This is a genomic window from Paenibacillus sp. RC84, assembly GCF_041260495.1.
GTDB lineage: Bacteria > Bacillota > Bacilli > Paenibacillales > NBRC-103111 > Paenibacillus_F.
In genome coordinates, this window is the sequence record NZ_JBGBYL010000013.1 from 38,153 (window position 1) to 53,317 (window position 15,165).

Annotated in this window: 18 protein-coding genes and 1 riboswitch; of the genes, 16 read left to right on the plus strand and 2 right to left on the minus strand. The window is 52.7% G+C overall.

Features of this window, described 5'->3' with window-relative positions; translation table 11 throughout:
• Window positions 1–2 precede the first annotated feature (2 nt).
• Together ABH899_RS25800 and ABH899_RS25805 are read right to left on the minus strand one after the other, a co-directional pair.
• Window positions 3–398, minus strand: coding sequence for a recombinase zinc beta ribbon domain-containing protein (locus tag ABH899_RS25800; RefSeq protein ID WP_370001741.1), 396 nt, complete (start codon window positions 396–398; stop codon window positions 3–5).
• Window positions 399–739: 341 nt separating this feature from the next.
• On the minus strand, window positions 740–1,318 hold the full coding sequence (locus tag ABH899_RS25805; RefSeq protein WP_326050721.1) for a hypothetical protein: 579 nt from the start codon (window positions 1,316–1,318) through the stop codon (window positions 740–742).
• A gap of 80 nt (window positions 1,319–1,398) precedes the next feature.
• On the opposite strand from ABH899_RS25805, the gene ABH899_RS25810 reads away from it, so the two are divergent.
• The 16 genes from ABH899_RS25810 to ABH899_RS25880 all read left to right on the plus strand — a co-directional run bounded on the left by ABH899_RS25810 (window position 1,399) and on the right by ABH899_RS25880 (window position 15,165).
• On the plus strand, window positions 1,399–1,713 hold the full coding sequence (locus tag ABH899_RS25810; RefSeq protein WP_370001593.1) for a DUF3139 domain-containing protein: 315 nt from the start codon (window positions 1,399–1,401) through the stop codon (window positions 1,711–1,713).
• Between the two features lie 264 nt (window positions 1,714–1,977).
• Complete coding sequence (locus ABH899_RS28615) at window positions 1,978–2,127, plus strand: YhjD family protein (RefSeq protein ID WP_483312624.1); 150 nt, start codon at window positions 1,978–1,980, stop codon at window positions 2,125–2,127.
• 98 nt (window positions 2,128–2,225) lie between these two features.
• Entirely contained in the window at window positions 2,226–3,326 is a 1,101-nt protein-coding gene (gene ychF, locus ABH899_RS25815; RefSeq protein ID WP_370001595.1) for a redox-regulated ATPase YchF, read from the plus strand.
• Between the two features lie 215 nt (window positions 3,327–3,541).
• Entirely contained in the window at window positions 3,542–4,612 is a 1,071-nt protein-coding gene (prfA, locus tag ABH899_RS25820) for a peptide chain release factor 1 (protein ID WP_370001597.1), read from the plus strand.
• A gap of 7 nt (window positions 4,613–4,619) precedes the next feature.
• Complete coding sequence (gene prmC / locus ABH899_RS25825) at window positions 4,620–5,522, plus strand: peptide chain release factor N(5)-glutamine methyltransferase (RefSeq protein WP_009677038.1); 903 nt, start codon at window positions 4,620–4,622, stop codon at window positions 5,520–5,522.
• A 665-nt stretch (window positions 5,523–6,187) separates the two neighbouring features.
• Window positions 6,188–6,898 (plus strand): stage II sporulation protein R, encoded by a 711-nt coding sequence (gene spoIIR / locus ABH899_RS25830; RefSeq protein WP_370001600.1) that lies wholly within the window; start codon window positions 6,188–6,190, stop codon window positions 6,896–6,898.
• Window positions 6,899–6,927: 29 nt separating this feature from the next.
• Window positions 6,928–8,013 carry an L-threonylcarbamoyladenylate synthase gene (locus ABH899_RS25835; protein ID WP_370001602.1) on the plus strand — a complete coding sequence of 362 codons (1,086 nt, stop codon included), beginning with the start codon at window positions 6,928–6,930 and terminating at the stop codon, window positions 8,011–8,013.
• A gap of 240 nt (window positions 8,014–8,253) precedes the next feature.
• Entirely contained in the window at window positions 8,254–8,826 is a 573-nt protein-coding gene (locus ABH899_RS25840) for a manganese efflux pump MntP (protein ID WP_009677045.1), read from the plus strand.
• An 84-nt stretch (window positions 8,827–8,910) separates the two neighbouring features.
• Window positions 8,911–9,492, plus strand: a complete 582-nt coding sequence (locus tag ABH899_RS25845; protein WP_370001604.1) for a low molecular weight protein arginine phosphatase — start codon at window positions 8,911–8,913, stop codon at window positions 9,490–9,492.
• 102 nt (window positions 9,493–9,594) lie between these two features.
• A riboswitch (ZMP/ZTP riboswitch) is annotated at window positions 9,595–9,675 on the plus strand.
• 165 nt (window positions 9,676–9,840) lie between these two features.
• Window positions 9,841–10,299: a ribose 5-phosphate isomerase B gene (gene rpiB, locus ABH899_RS25850; protein WP_009677057.1), complete on the plus strand. Its 459-nt coding sequence runs from the start codon at window positions 9,841–9,843 to the stop codon at window positions 10,297–10,299.
• A gap of 29 nt (window positions 10,300–10,328) precedes the next feature.
• Window positions 10,329–10,988, plus strand: coding sequence for a TIGR01440 family protein (locus ABH899_RS25855; RefSeq protein WP_370001607.1), 660 nt, complete (start codon window positions 10,329–10,331; stop codon window positions 10,986–10,988).
• Window positions 10,989–11,091: 103 nt separating this feature from the next.
• Window positions 11,092–12,342, plus strand: coding sequence for a serine hydroxymethyltransferase (locus ABH899_RS25860; protein WP_370001609.1), 1,251 nt, complete (start codon window positions 11,092–11,094; stop codon window positions 12,340–12,342).
• Window positions 12,343–12,582: 240 nt separating this feature from the next.
• Window positions 12,583–13,212 carry a uracil phosphoribosyltransferase gene (gene upp, locus ABH899_RS25865; RefSeq protein ID WP_009676968.1) on the plus strand — a complete coding sequence of 210 codons (630 nt, stop codon included), beginning with the start codon at window positions 12,583–12,585 and terminating at the stop codon, window positions 13,210–13,212.
• 24 nt (window positions 13,213–13,236) lie between these two features.
• Window positions 13,237–14,373, plus strand: a complete 1,137-nt coding sequence (gene wecB, locus ABH899_RS25870) for a non-hydrolyzing UDP-N-acetylglucosamine 2-epimerase (protein WP_009676984.1) — start codon at window positions 13,237–13,239, stop codon at window positions 14,371–14,373.
• A gap of 197 nt (window positions 14,374–14,570) precedes the next feature.
• Window positions 14,571–14,804, plus strand: a complete 234-nt coding sequence (locus ABH899_RS25875; RefSeq protein ID WP_009677071.1) for an AtpZ/AtpI family protein — start codon at window positions 14,571–14,573, stop codon at window positions 14,802–14,804.
• Window positions 14,797–15,165 (plus strand): ATP synthase subunit I, encoded by a 369-nt coding sequence (locus tag ABH899_RS25880; RefSeq protein WP_103996922.1) that lies wholly within the window; start codon window positions 14,797–14,799, stop codon window positions 15,163–15,165. Before ABH899_RS25875 ends, ABH899_RS25880 begins: the two co-directional genes overlap by 8 nt.

Here is a 15,165-nt window from a genome sequence, read left to right on the forward strand (position 1 = left end):
AATTATAAAGAGGCTGTGATGTTCATTTTCCGCAATTGGCCCGGCGCGGCCTTAATAACTTCTTGGATACGGGAGATAATAAGGGTCTCCAATTCATCCCGTTTGACGCTATGAAAAAAGCATTTGCTTTTTTTTGAGGTACCCGTCACAGAGTATCGGTAATGCACATTGGTGCTGTTTAACTTCTTGGAATAATTCTGGCTCATCTTCCCATTCATCTTTGATCCGCAATGAGCGCAGACGACAAGCCCGGTCAATAAATAACGGTCCTCATGATAATATCTCCCGATACTCTTACTGCCAGCGAGTATAATTTGCAGATCATCGAATGTTTCTTTGTCCAAGATCGGCTCATGATGATTTTCGATGCGTATCCATTCCTCTGGTGGCTTCTTTATTACCTTGTTTGAGCAATTTGGCTACATACTCACCTTCGGGGCGTATCTCGGGGGTCGGAGCTTTGCCAACGCCTTCTCCACGTCTGCTTGCTACCATTGAGGCCGCTTGGATGCAAAATAACAATGAGGGGTAAGGTAATCGCTCCTACAATTACAGTTAACTCCAACGGTGATAATACAGAGGAAATGGCTAATAGAATTGCACAGGAGATAAAGTCCAATTTTACCAAGTGCCTATGAATATTCTGTGCTAAAGAATATACAAAAAGCAAATGATACCTAATATTGGTATATTAGGTATCATTTGCTTTTTGTATAAGTTATTATAAAGAAGTATTTGCTCAGTCTGTTGCTCTAGAGTCGAAACTGGCTTTTTTAACCAGACGACCACTACTAATCAACTTGGAAGGTGTAATGATATCAGGAACACTGCCTGTTGACGCAGTTAAGTCCGTGCCTCCTCCGTAATAAAACGCCTGCCAAACAAATTTTGAGCAATAATTGTCATCAAGTGTTGAGTGATCATTTGTAATCCAGTATCTTTTCATTTTATAAATGTTCTGAGCCGCCCAAGATGCGGCAGCAGAAGCGCCGTAACTAGCACGGTAAACTGAAATTGTCTCATTTGGTTTATGCCTTTGATTCATATAAAAAGTAAGTGTATCTTTAGCAGGACCGTCTGGATGTGCATGATATAAGTAACCGTCGTTGCCTACAACCGCCACGTGACCCACAAAAGGTTGAGCGCCGAAGAGAGATTTACTGGAATAGATAACATCGCCTGGTGTTATTACAACTTGAGTACCCGGATAGTAGGCATCTGGAATACCTTCAGCCTCAGCAGCATAAGACGATTGGGGAAGCAACAAGATGGTAAAAGTAAAAATAGCGACTAGAAATGACAAGACCTTCTTTTGCACTTAACAAACATCCTAATTTTTGGTATAAAAATACTATAATATATAATTATGGAAAAAATCAACAGAAAGGAAGTTTTTCAGTGAAAAAATTTATAGTTGGCTTTTTGGTAGTGTTGATTGTTGTGGGTGCGACTGTTTTTGTCACGATGAAGATTAAAGCGAATGAGCTAAAAAAGGAAGTGCAGATACATCTGAAGAATAAAGGTTATAAAGAAAGCGACCTTAAAAATGTAGAGGGCAAAATATCTAAAACACCACAATACGTAGCTCGAGTAACATTTAATGATGAGCCTGATATTGTTTACTTTTATACCAAAAATGAACAAGGTATAACCCAATACGGTGCTACGCTAATCCAAAATTATCAGTATAAACATAAAGAGTCCAATTGGTAGAATGGTTTACAAAGTACTTTATGGTCTGATAAACGCAGATGCCCCCGCGCCTAATGGCCGGGGGCTTATTCTTATTTCACTTTAGCAAACTTCTGAACAAATTGTTCTCGTCCTTGCCTTTGTGAAATGTTTATTTGAAAGCTGTTCTTTCCACTTCTCGTTACTCTTATCTGCATTTAATTCCGCGAATTTAACTCCGTAATAAGCCTCTGCACTCTTTTTATCCAGCAGCTCAACAGAATAGGTTTTTCCCTCAAGGTGTACATGGTTACGGAGGATGAAAATAGCCTGCGGTGCATGTACGCCTTTTCGGGTTGTGAAGAACGGATGTCGATGGTCTGGCGGCTTGTAAAAGCTGAGGTAACGACACGCATGAAGTATTATTTAGAGATCGGTGTAGCTAAGACGAATTAAACTATAGGATTTTACGCGTTTTTCCTGTATAATACATTGATTGAAGACTTAACTTAAAATCACTAATCATAACCTAACTTCAGAGGAGTTGTTTATATATGCCACTCTCTTGTGGTATCGTCGGGTTGCCGAACGTAGGAAAATCGACGCTATTTAACGCGATTACACAAGCGGGTGCCGAATCCGCAAACTATCCTTTCTGCACGATTGATCCGAACGTCGGTGTGGTTGAGGTGCCTGACGAAAGATTGCAGAAACTGGCCGATATTGTGAATCCGAACCGGATCGTGCCGACTGCTTTTGAATTCGTCGATATTGCAGGTCTGGTCAAAGGCGCGAGCAAAGGCGAAGGCCTTGGGAATAAATTTTTGGCAAACATTCGCGAAGTGGATGCGATTGTGCATGTCGTCCGCTGTTTTGTGGACGAGAACATTACCCACGTGTCCGGTAAAGTCGATCCGATCTCCGATATCGAGACGATTAACCTGGAGCTGATCCTGGCGGACCTGGATTCCGTGGAGAAGCGCATCGACCGTTCGCGCAAAAATATGAAAGGCGGCAACAAGCAGTATGCCGCTGAAGTGGAATGCTTCGAGAAGATCAAGGAAGCTTTGTACAACGACCAGCCGGCCCGCAGCGTGGAGCTGACGGACGAGGAGCGCGTGCTTGTGCGCGACCTTCATCTGCTGACCATGAAGCCCGTGCTTTATGCCGCTAACGTGAGCGAAGCGGAAGTGGCGGACGGCGATAACAACCCTTACGTGCAGAAGGTCCGCGAGTTTGCGGCTCAAGAAGGCGCGGAGGTTGTGGCCATCAGCGCGAAGGTTGAATCCGAGATCGCCGAGCTCGAAGGCGAAGACAAAGAAATGTTCCTGGAAGAGCTCGGTCTTCAGGAGTCCGGTCTTGACCGTCTAATTAAAGCGGCCTACAAGCTGCTCGGTCTTTACACCTACTTCACGGCCGGTGTTCAGGAAGTAAGAGCTTGGACCATCCGCAAAGGAACGAAAGCTCCGCAGGCGGCTGCCGTCATCCATACGGACTTCGAACGCGGTTTTATCCGGGCGGAAGTTGTATCTTATGAAGATTTGACCGCAACCGGCTCGATGAACGCGGCCAAAGAGAAAGGCCAGCTTCGTCTGGAAGGCAAAGAATATATCGTGCAGGACGGCGACGTGATGCACTTCCGTTTCAACGTTTAGGGTGCAGATACAGCTGTGTCCTTAGCTTGATACGGTGTTATATAGAACAGGCGGGAATGTACATCCCTCGGTGGTATAAAGGCCCTTGAACGGTTAACCGGTCACCTACGTAAACTATCCTGACCGCTGCCGAGAGGTGCGTTTAGTATTTAAGCTGTTTGCAAAAGCAGCGCAAGGCCCTGATTATTTTGACATTATGGTAAGGAGTGGTCCAAATGCTGGATCGTTTGCAGGCTCTGGCGGATCGCTATGAGAAACTGAGCGAGCTGCTCTGTGACCCGGATGTAACGAGCGACACGAAGAAGCTCCGGGAATTCTCAAAAGAACAATCCGACCTACAAGAAGCCTACGATGCTTATGTGGAATACAAAGACGTGCTGGAACAGCTGGATGCGGCGAAAGCGATGCAGGCTGAGAAGCTTGATGACGAAATGCGCGACCTCGTGAAAATGGAGATTGAGGAACTGTCCGGCCGCAAAGACGAGCTGGAAGAGCGTCTGACGGTGCTCATGCTGCCTAAAGATCCTAACGATGACAAGAACGTGATCGTGGAAATCCGCGGTGCGGCCGGCGGTGACGAGGCCGCTCTGTTTGCCGGAGATCTGTACCGCATGTACTCCAAGTTCGCGGACGCCCAAGGGTGGAAAACCGAAGTGCTGGAAGCGAACCTCAACGACCTTGGCGGATTTAAAGAGATTATTTTCATGATTAACGGCAAGGGCGCATACAGCAAAATGAAATACGAAAGCGGCGCACACCGCGTTCAGCGGATTCCCGTTACGGAATCGGGCGGCCGTATTCATACATCTACTTCCACGGTTGGCGTAATGCCCGAAATGGAAGAGATCGATATCGAGATCAAGGACAGCGATATTCGGGTTGATACGTTCTGCTCCAGCGGAGCGGGCGGCCAGTCCGTTAATACGACGAAGTCCGCGGTCCGGGTTCTCCACGTGCCGACAGGCATTATGGCGACCTGCCAGGACGGCAAGTCTCAGAACGATAACAAGGCGAAAGCGCTGCAGGTTCTGCGCGCGCGCATTTACGATGTTAAACGTCAGGAAGAAGAAGCGAAGTATGCCGGGGAGCGTAAGAGCAAGGTCGGCACGGGTGACCGCAGCGAGCGCATCCGGACCTACAACTTCCCGCAAAGCCGCGTAACGGACCACCGCATCGGTCTTACGCTTCACAAACTGGATACCATCTTGAACGGAGACATGGGCGAAATCGTCAATGCTCTGACTATGACGGCGCAAGCCGAGCTTCTTGAAAAAGGGGAGCAATAAAACCATCATGAACAGGCTTATTTATCAAGCCGGCATGTCAATCCGAGAAGCCTATACCCAGGCTTCTTCTTTTTTCAAAGAGCGGCAAATCCAGGACGCGGCTATCTGTGCGGAGATTCTGCTTCAGCACGTGCTGGGTCTGAGCCGGACGGAATTCTTCTTCCGGATGGAAGAGCCTTTTCCCGCTGCGCATGCGGAGCAATGGGGCGAGGTCGTGGAGCGTAAGGCCGCGGGCGAGCCGGTGCAGTACATCACCGGCGAGCAGGAGTTCTACGGCCTAACGCTCCGGGTCACGGACGCGGTCCTGATCCCGCGTCCCGAAACCGAGCTCCTCGTGGAGGAAATCCTCCGCGAGGGCTCGCGCCTGTTCCCGCAAGGCGCTCCCCTCCTTGCGGATATCGGCACCGGGAGCGGAGCTATCCCGGTGAGCCTGCTGCATGCGCGCCCCGATTGGCGCGCGGCGGCATGCGACCTCTCGCCGGAGGCGCTGGAGGTCGCCAAGGGCAACGCCGAACGATGCGGCGTAGGGGAGCGGATCGCCTTCTGCGAGGGCGATCTGCTCCTGCCCTGCGTCGAACGGGGGCTGCCCGTCGACATCCTGGTTTCGAACCCGCCGTACATTCCGGCGGGGGATTCGCCGTCGCTGCAGCCGGAGGTGCGCGACTATGAGCCGCATCTCGCGCTGTTCGGAGGCGAAGACGGGCTGGATCTGTACCGGCGGCTGGCCGGCCAGATCCCCCTGCTGCCGAAGCAGCCGAGGCTGGTCGGGCTGGAAGTCGGCATCCATCAGGCGGAGGCAGTGGCGGACCTGCTGCGCGCGGCGGGGGAGTGGAGCGAGATCCGCTTCGTGAAGGACCTGGCTGGGATCGACCGGCATGTCATAGCGATACAGGACCCCTCAGAAGCCTGACTCTGGCAGGACCCGCACAAAGCAGTCAGAGGCCGGTCACAGGCTATGAATCCTTGATTGGAGCGGCGAAGCCCAAGTCCTAGACGACCACGTCGGAGATATTCAGTGAGTTGATGTCGATTTCATGACTGTCCGGGTTAACAAAGGACTTTGGGCCGCGTCTTGTATCGGCAAACGTTAGTCTGACCGGTAGCTCAAAGGATTTATCGTCGTACGCAAATAGCGTGTGGCTGTGAGAAATCCGCTTGCTTAGGAAACCGACTGCGTGCAACGGGGGGGAAGGATGGCGAACCCCATTTTTGACGTGGGTATAGCGAAAGAATAGCTTTTCAACAGAGAGATGCTGAAGGCTTTGCTATTACCCTTCCCCTAACGGGAAATCTATAAACCTCGTATCTAGCGAGCATCAATTTTTTAAGAGATATCAGCACGTTCGCCATACAGGCCCACTATGAAAGTCCTGTGCTGCGATAACGTCGCTGCGATTGCCGGTCACTTTCCTAAAGGTTTCTATGTTTCACACCCACAAATTGTTCCACGTGAAAAAATCATAGATTACTAGTTTAAAAGAATTGCCTTTTGACCATACTAACCGTTACAGAGGAAGAAACAGAGAACAGCTTCGAAGCTGGCGCTGTTTTTCCGGGAAACGGGAGGGAATTATTATGGTCATCCGCAAATCATACAAGCACTTGTTTTATACGTTTTTCGCTCTTGCCATCATGATGATGAGCTGGGAAGGTACGCGTTCGAATGCGGCTCTGGCGGAAGGGGCTATCCCGGACCAGTCGATCCGTCTTCGCATACTGGCCAACTCCGATAAGCCGGAGGATCAGGCCATCAAGCGGCTGGTGCGGGACGCCATTGTCGCTCAGATGAACGAATGGGTCACCGGACCGCATTCCATTGACGAAGCGAGGCAAATTGTGCGGCAAAACCTTCCGATTCTGGAAAAAGTCGTCCGCGATACACTGACATCCCGCGGTCTGGGAGGGCTTCCTTACACAGTGGAGCTCGGACAGGTGCCGTTCCCGACCAAAATGTACGGCAGTCGCGTCTATCCGGCTGGGGATTACGAAGCTCTTCGTGTATCTCTGGGCGAAGGGAAGGGCCAGAACTGGTGGTGCGTGCTTTTTCCTCCACTTTGCTTTGTAGACGGCGTGTCGGGCGAAGCGGTGGCCCAGGCGGCTCCTGCTGAAGACGGCGGGGAAGGACCCGGTGAAGCCAAAACCGCTGGCGTGCAGAAAAAAACGGCCGACGCTCCCGCCGAAGGATCGGCGGCGGCTGCAACTGCCGGCGGAGATACGGAAGTGAAATTTTTTCTGTGGGAACTGCTTCAAGGTATTATCGGATTCTTCCTGAATCTGTTCAGATAAATTTCGGAAACCAGTAAGGGTGAACAGCATTGACAACGACTAAACTATGGCAGATTCACGATGAAGCCGGAACGGGGACGGGGACAAGAGAAACGGCGGATAAAGCGATTGCCGAAGCTGCCGGTCTTCTCGTTCAGGGAGAGACCGTAGCGTTTCCGACCGAAACGGTATACGGCTTAGGAGCCGATGCGACGAATTCCGCTGCGGTAGAAGGCATTTACCGGGCCAAGGGCCGTCCGTCGGACAACCCGCTGATCGTCCACGTCGCGGACCGCTCCCAAATGGACGCGTTCGCGGAGGGCGCGCCCGCCGAGCCCCTGCGCAGGCTCATGGACGCCTTCTGGCCCGGGCCCCTGACGGTCATCGTGCCGGTCCGCGCGGGCGCGGTTTCCCCGCTGGTCACGGCGGGGCTGTCTACCGTCGGGGTCCGCATCCCCGACCATCCTGTCGCCTTGGCGCTGCTGCGCGCCGCAGGCTGCCCGGTTGCGGCCCCGAGCGCGAACAGCTCGGGGCGTCCCAGCCCGACGATAGCGGAACACGTCGCCGATGATCTCGGCGGACGAATCGGCGGCATCGTCGACGGGGGCCCGACGGGCGTCGGCGTAGAGTCGACCGTCGTGGAGTGGGCGTCCGGGGCGGTCTACATCCTGCGCCCCGGCGGGGTGACGGCCGAGCAGCTGCGCGAGGCGCTGCCGGACGTGCCGGTGCGCGAGCCTGTGCGCACCGGGGAACCGGCCGGGACACCGCGGGCTCCCGGCATGAAGTACGCGCATTATGCCCCGAAGGGGAGCATGCGCGTGGTGCTGGGCGACGATCCGGAGGCCGTCGCCGAGTGGATGCGGCGTGACCTGGACGCCGCCAAGGCCCGCGGTGAGCGCACGGGCGTGCTCACCTATGACGAGCGCCGCGGTCTGCATCACGCGGACGCCGTAATCTCCTCCGGCCGTCTGGCCGAGCCGGAGACGATCGCGCGCGGGCTGTATGCCGCGCTCCGGCAGTTCGACCGCGAGGGAGCGACGTATATTCTCGCGGAAGGCTGCCCGGACACGGGAATAGGCCGTGCCGTCATGAACCGTCTGCTGAAAGCGGCGGGTCAGGAAGTCATCCGGGTTTAAACACACAAGGGCAAACCCGGTGCCCGTAGAACGGCCTCTTAAACTCTCCGGTTCGTATAAGGTAACTGCCGTCAGAGGCTAAGCTTCGGGCAGTTGCAGGTCCCCCGGAACGTCTTTATTCTTTTCCGTTCCGAAAAGCAGCCGCCTGTATCGGTTATGCAGACAGGTACAAGTCCATAGCATGTTTCCCGGTTTGTCCGCATATCTTGAGAGAGAAAAAGTGGACAGGGGGAAATACCAATGGCGGCACTGGCGGGCGTGTCACCTTTCGTATGGGGCCAACTGGTGACGATCTTCATCATGGCTATTGCGCTTGGTTTTGACGCGTTTTCTTTAGGGATTGGAATTGGAATGAGGGGTATACGCCTGCTGCATATTCTTAAAATCAGCATCGTGATCGGTCTCTTTCATATCCTCATGCCGCTGCTCGGCATGTATGCGGGACATTATCTCGGTTCTTTACTCGGACAAGTTGCCGTAGCGGCCGGGGGCGGTCTGCTCATTTTGTTAGGATCCCATATGATTTACAGCTCGTTCCGGGGAGAAGATTCCAATGCATTCGATCATCGCACCTTCTGGGGAATGGTCCTGTTTGCGTTAAGCGTGAGCGTGGATTCTTTTTCTGTCGGCGTTTCGCTGGGGATTTTCGCAACGGATGTGGTTTTGACGGTGCTGCTTTTCGGATTGCTGGGCGGAGGCATGTCGATTCTGGGGCTTATGCTCGGGCGTCATGTGGGAAGCTGGATCGGTGAATACGGAGAAGCGCTGGGCGGTGTGATTTTGCTGCTGTTCGGTCTGAAATTTCTGCTGTAAAGTGTCCCTGATTTCAAAAAAACGGTACAATATATAGAGAGCGGAATAACCCGTTGGAATACTCTGTAAGGAGGTAGACGAAACATGAAACAGATCCTTTTTGTCTGTACCGGAAATACATGCCGCAGCCCGCTGGCTGAAGGGATTTTGCGTCATATGGCCCGGCAGGATAACCTGGAAGTCCATATCCGTTCTGCAGGGGTTTTTGCTTCCGACGGCAGTCCGATTTCCCGGCAATCTTCCTCCGTTTTGCGTGAAAAAGGCTGTGAAGCTTCTATCAGCTCCAGTCTTCTTAGATCCGCAGACGTGGATTGGGCCGATCTCATCTTAACGATGACACAAGATCATAAACGCGCCGTTATTCAGCGGTTCCCGCAGGCGGCGGATAAAACACATACACTGAAAGAATTTGTAGAAGACGACCCCAAGGTTATCACGGCTGCCGCGGAATGGGAGAAGCTGATTGCCGAAGTGCAGGTTAAGCATGCCCTTTCCGAAGAAATCACGATAGAAGAGCGGACACGGCTCATCCACTTGGAAAAACAACTCCCGGATTACGATATTTCCGATCCTTACGGCGGTTCGTTGGAGCTTTATCGCCATACGGCGGAAGAAATCGAAGAAGCGCTCGTTAAACTGGTTCAAAAGCTAAAGGAAAGCCGATGAGCGTCAAACGGTCGCAGTATCTTTCTGCCCGGCCTAACAAAATCTTCATTTTTTAGCGGCTTTACAGTTTTGCGGGAATACGGTAAGATAGGGGCATAAAAGAAGACCCGATGTAACTGGCGACGAGTGGGTGTAACCACAGTGGAGCATCGGGGTATACGGCCGGTCGCCTGGGCAAAAGAGCAGTACATGCGTATTTACGCGTGTCATGCTCTTTTTTTCATTGTCTCTTAACGATTACACAGGTGCAGGTTAAGTCGGAATTTGCCGGTTTTTTTTCTCCGGCCGATCGGTTTGGGTTATAATAGAGCCAAACGCAGTTTATTCCCACCCGAGGAGGGCTTTTCAATGAAAATTGCAATTGGCGCCGATCACGCCGGATACCGGCTTAAAGATGTTATCGTTCCTTACCTGGAATCGTTAGGTCATGAAGTGAAGGATGTCGGCTGCAACTGTGAACAATCGGTCGACTATCCGGACTACGCCGTTCCGGTTTGCGATATGGTGCTTAACGGGCAGGCGGACAAAGGTATTCTGATTTGCGGTACAGGCATCGGCATGACCATTGCCGCGAACAAAATGCCGGGCATCCGCTGCGCGCTTGTGCACGATATGTTCTCCGCGAAAGCAACCCGGGAGCACAACGACACGAATGTGCTTGCTATGGGAGAACGCGTAATCGGACCCGGCGTGGCGCAGGAAATCGTCAAGATCTGGATTGAGACCGAGTTTTCGCACGGCGAACGTCATGAGAACCGCCTGAACAAAGTGAAGCTTTTGGAAGAGAAGAATACGATTCATCCGTAAGGAGCTCTATTTTAAATGGAGGTGATCGTATGAATGACGGTGAGAAAGCCTGGCTGGACGGAATAGGGCCTGCGGTTGAGGCCAATTTCCGGGCGCTGATTGAGGCCGGCGGCTTAAGGCGCGGCCAGATCGTCGTGTTCGGTACCTCGACCAGCGAGGTCCGGGGCCAGAGAATCGGCACGTCCGGTACGCCGGAAGCGGCCGAGCGCATTTTCGCCGCCGCTGTCCGGGTGGCGGAAGAACACGGGCTGCGGCTCGCCTTCCAGTGCTGCGAGCATTTAAACCGCGCGCTTGTCGTCGAAGAAGCGCTGCTGGAGCAAGACTCCCGGCTGGAGCCGGTGAATGTAGTGCCGGTGCCCAAGGCGGGCGGCTCGATGGCCGCCCATGCATACCGGCACCTGGAGCGCGCATGCGTCGTGGAAGAGATCGCCGCCCATGCGGGCATCGACATCGGCGACACGCTGATCGGCATGCACCTCCGCCGGGTAGCCGTCCCTGTGCGCCCGCCCGTGAAACGGGTGGGTGAGGCGCACGTGACGATGGCGTATACGCGTCCGAAGCTGATTGGCGGACAACGGGCGGTGTACGAAGCTGTCCCGGAGAGCCCGGGCATTCCCGTACTCGTCGGCGCTGCTGCTCCTGCCCGGACAAGTCCGGGAAGTGCGGCAGACAGCGGCGCCTGCGAATAATGTATCTGGAGCCGTGATAAGCGGGGGACCTTTTTTTCTGCTTATCCGGCTTGTACAAAGTGAAACTGATTGTGATTTTAAAATCCATGGGAGGTTGTTATAGATGGTAGAATTTTTGCGTAAACAGGACCCGAAAATCGTTGAGGCTATGAACCTGGAGCTTGGCCGTCAACGCGACAAAATCGAGCTGATCGCTTCCGAAAACTTTGTAAGCCAGGCGGTTCTTGAAGCTATGGGCACCGTGCTGACGAACAAATACGCGGAAGGCTACCCGTCCAAGCGTTATTACGGCGGCTGCGAGTACGTGGATATCGTCGAAGATATCGCGCGCGACCGTGCGAAGGAACTTTTCGGGGCCGAGCATGCCAATGTACAGCCTCACTCCGGCGCTCAAGCGAATATGGCCGTTTATCTGGCCGCGCTGAAGCCGGGGGACACAGTCCTGGGTATGAACCTGGCGCATGGCGGACACTTGACACACGGCAGCCCCGTCAACGCGTCCGGTATCCTCTATAATTTCGTAGCTTACGGCGTAAGCGAACAGGATTCCCGCATCGATTACGACGATGTCCGCAAAGCCGCGTTCAAACACAGACCTCGGATGATCGTTGCAGGGGCAAGTGCTTACCCGCGCATCATCGATTTCGAAAAACTGGGACAAATCGCGGACGAAGTCGGCGCCCTGTTTATGGTTGACATGGCTCACATCGCGGGTCTTGTTGCGGCAGGTCTGCATCCGAACCCGGTTCCGCATGCCCATTTTGTCACGACAACGACTCACAAAACGCTTCGCGGACCGCGCGGCGGTTTGATTCTGTGCCGCAAGCCATGGGCTGCCGCAATCGACAAAGCCGTATTCCCGGGCTCCCAAGGCGGACCGCTGATGCACATCATCGCCGCTAAAGCCGTTGCGCTGGGAGAAGCCCTGCAAACCGACTTCAAAACATACGGAAAGAACGTTATTGATAATGCCAAAGCGCTGGCTGAAGGTTTGACGGCCGAAGGCATCAACCTCGTTTCCGGCGGTACGGACAATCACCTGATCTTGATCGACCTGCGCAGCCTGAACATCACGGGTAAAGACGCCGAGCATCTTCTTGACGAAGTGGGTGTGACCGTCAACAAGAACGCGATTCCGTTCGATCCGACCAGCCCGTTCGTAACCAGCGGTATCCGTATCGGTACGCCTGCCGCGACTTCCCGTGGAATGGATACGGAAGCCATGAAGCAAATCGCCAAGATTATCGCCCTTACGCTTAAAAATCCGAGCGATTCCGCCGTTCACGAGCAAGCCCGCGGACTCGTTAAAGAAGTTACCTCCAAATTCCCGCTGTACACGGGATTGGAATATTAATTCTTCCATATAAAATAGCCTGCTTTCCAGTAGGCGGTTTGTGAATCGGGGAACCCGTAAAGGGTTCCTTTTTTTATGAAAAAAAAGAGGGTGGATTGTTCATACAAAAGCAGATTCTTGTCATAAGAGAGTGTGCTTTTTGGGGAGGATATCTAAACAGACATATGATATAATGGACGAGGTTTGTGGAAAGTTGGAAAGACATCCAGATCAGCCAGATCGATATTCGGGAGGAATACTATGAGTAAGGTGTTCATTTGCGACCACCCCTTGATTCAGCACAAACTCACATACATAAGAGACGTAAATACGAAAACCAAGGATTTCCGTGAATTGGTGGATGAAGTCGCCACTTTGATGGCGTACGAGATTACGCGTAATATCCAGCTGGAGAACATCCAGGTCAAAACGCCTGTAGCGACTGCGGACTGCCGGATTATTTCCGGACGCATGCTCGGGATTATCCCGATTCTCCGCGCAGGACTCGGCATGGTGGACGGGATTCTGAATCTGATTCCGGCTGCGAAAGTAGGCCATATCGGGCTGTATCGCGACCCCGAGACGCTTCAACCTGTCGAGTATTATGTGAAATTACCCACAGATGTACAGGAAAGAGAATTGATCGTCGTGGACCCTATGCTGGCGACGGGCGGTTCCGCTAACCTGGCTATCACCGCTTTGAAAAACCGAGGATGCGTGCAAATCAAGCTGATGTGCCTGATCGCCGCTCCTGAAGGGATCGAAGCCGTCCAGAAAGAGCATCCGGACATTGACATCTATGTGGCCGCTATCGACGATTATCTGAACGATCATGGTTACATCATTCCCGGTCTGGGAGACGCGGGCGACCGTTTATTCGGTACGAAATAAAGTATTTTGGGGGGACGTACGTTCATGAAAAGGTTGAAAGTGATTACGATTTTCGGTACAAGACCGGAAGCCATCAAGATGGCTCCGCTTATTTTGGAGCTTCAGAAGCATCCGGAACAGATTGAATCACTCGTGGCCGTAACGGCCCAGCATCGTCAAATGCTGGATCAGGTGCTTGAGTTGTTCAATATCCAGCCAGATTTCGACCTCAACGTCATGAAGGACCGTCAAACACTCAACGAAGTTACTATCCGGGTTCTTCAAGGCCTGGAGCCTGTTTTCCGCGAAGCGAAGCCGGACCTGATTCTGGTGCACGGCGATACGCTGACCACCTTCCTTGCCAGCTATGCGGCCTTCCTGCAGCAGATCAAAGTCGGCCATGTGGAAGCGGGCTTGCGGACCTGGAACAAGATGTCGCCGTATCCGGAGGAGATGAACCGTCAGTTGACTGGCGTCCTCGCGGATTTGCACTTTGCTCCGACCCAGTTGTCGGCAGGCAACCTGCGCAAAGAGAATAAATCGGAAGACACGATTTATGTTACCGGCAACACCGTAACGGACGTATTCCAGTACACCGTGAAGAAGGACTTCCACCATCCGGTTCTGGACTGGGCGGAAGGCAAGCGTCTCATCCTGATGACGGCCCATCGCAGGGAAGCGCAGGGCGAGCCGCACCGTCAGATCTTCAACGCGGTCAAGCGCATTGCGGACGAATTCGAGGATGTCGCGATCGTGTATCCGGTTCATCCGAGCCCGGCCGTTAAGGAACCGGCTTATGAGATTCTGGGCAACCACCCGAGAATTAAACTGATTGATCCGCTCGACGTGTTCGAATTCCATAATATTTATCCTCATACTTATATGATTTTGACAGATTCCGGAGGTATGCAGGAAGAAGCCCCTTCTTTCGGGATTCCGACCTTGGTTCTTCGTGACACTACGGAACGTCCGGAAGGCGTAGAAACCGGAAACTTGGAAATGGTTGGTACAGACGGGGAAAAAGTTTACGAGCGCGCACGCGCTTTGCTCACCGATCCGCAAACGTATGATCGTATGAAAGACGCTGTGAACCCTTATGGGGACGGACAAGCTTCCCGCAGAATCGTGCAGGGAATCCTTCACCATTTCGGCTATAAAACGGAAAAACCGGACTCATTTTGACGCAACTCTTTCGACATTGTGACGATGCAATGACAAAGGTCACACTGTACAGTTCCACTGTTTGGTTTTAAATGCTGAAATCCCTTGATATACAAGGGATTTCGGCAGTGCTGTTCACGAAATGTTTGATTTTATACGAATTGACAAAGTAGACTTTGCTCCGATACAATATATGAGGATTGATAGGGGTCAAAGCCATGAAAAACAAAGGAAACCGCGATAATCCTTGGAGGGCGGCCGGCCTTGTAGGCGCACTCGGGCTTGATATCGCTATCTGTACACTGCTCGGCTACTTCGCCGCGAACTTCGCAGTCCAGCGTTTTGGCGGTCCGAGAAGCTGGATAGTAGCAGGCGTGATGCTTGGTCTCTTCGCGGGGATCGCTTCGGTTATCATGCTGCTTAAGAAGTTTCTGGAGGAACCCGATGAATGACCTGCTCAAGAAAGCTATGCGTATCGCACTTCTGCTTCTCGCCGCATGTTTACTGGTCTGGGCGCTTGTCCCTTCCGTACGCACGGTAGCTGCAGGATTATCAGTAGGTGCGGTTGCAAGCGGCATCAATGCTTTGCTCCTTCAGCGCAGAGTCGATTTGATCGGCAAAACCGTTGCAGAGCGGGGCGCACAGCGTATGAGTCTCGGATTTTTAAGCCGTCTGGCTACCGTGCTCCTTGCCGTTATGATTGCGCTTAAATTTCCACAACATCTTGATATCGCCTCAACCATTATTGGTTGCTTTTTGGTTCCATTTATACTTTTGCTAGTCGGCATTTTGAGTCGTCCACACAAACCGTAA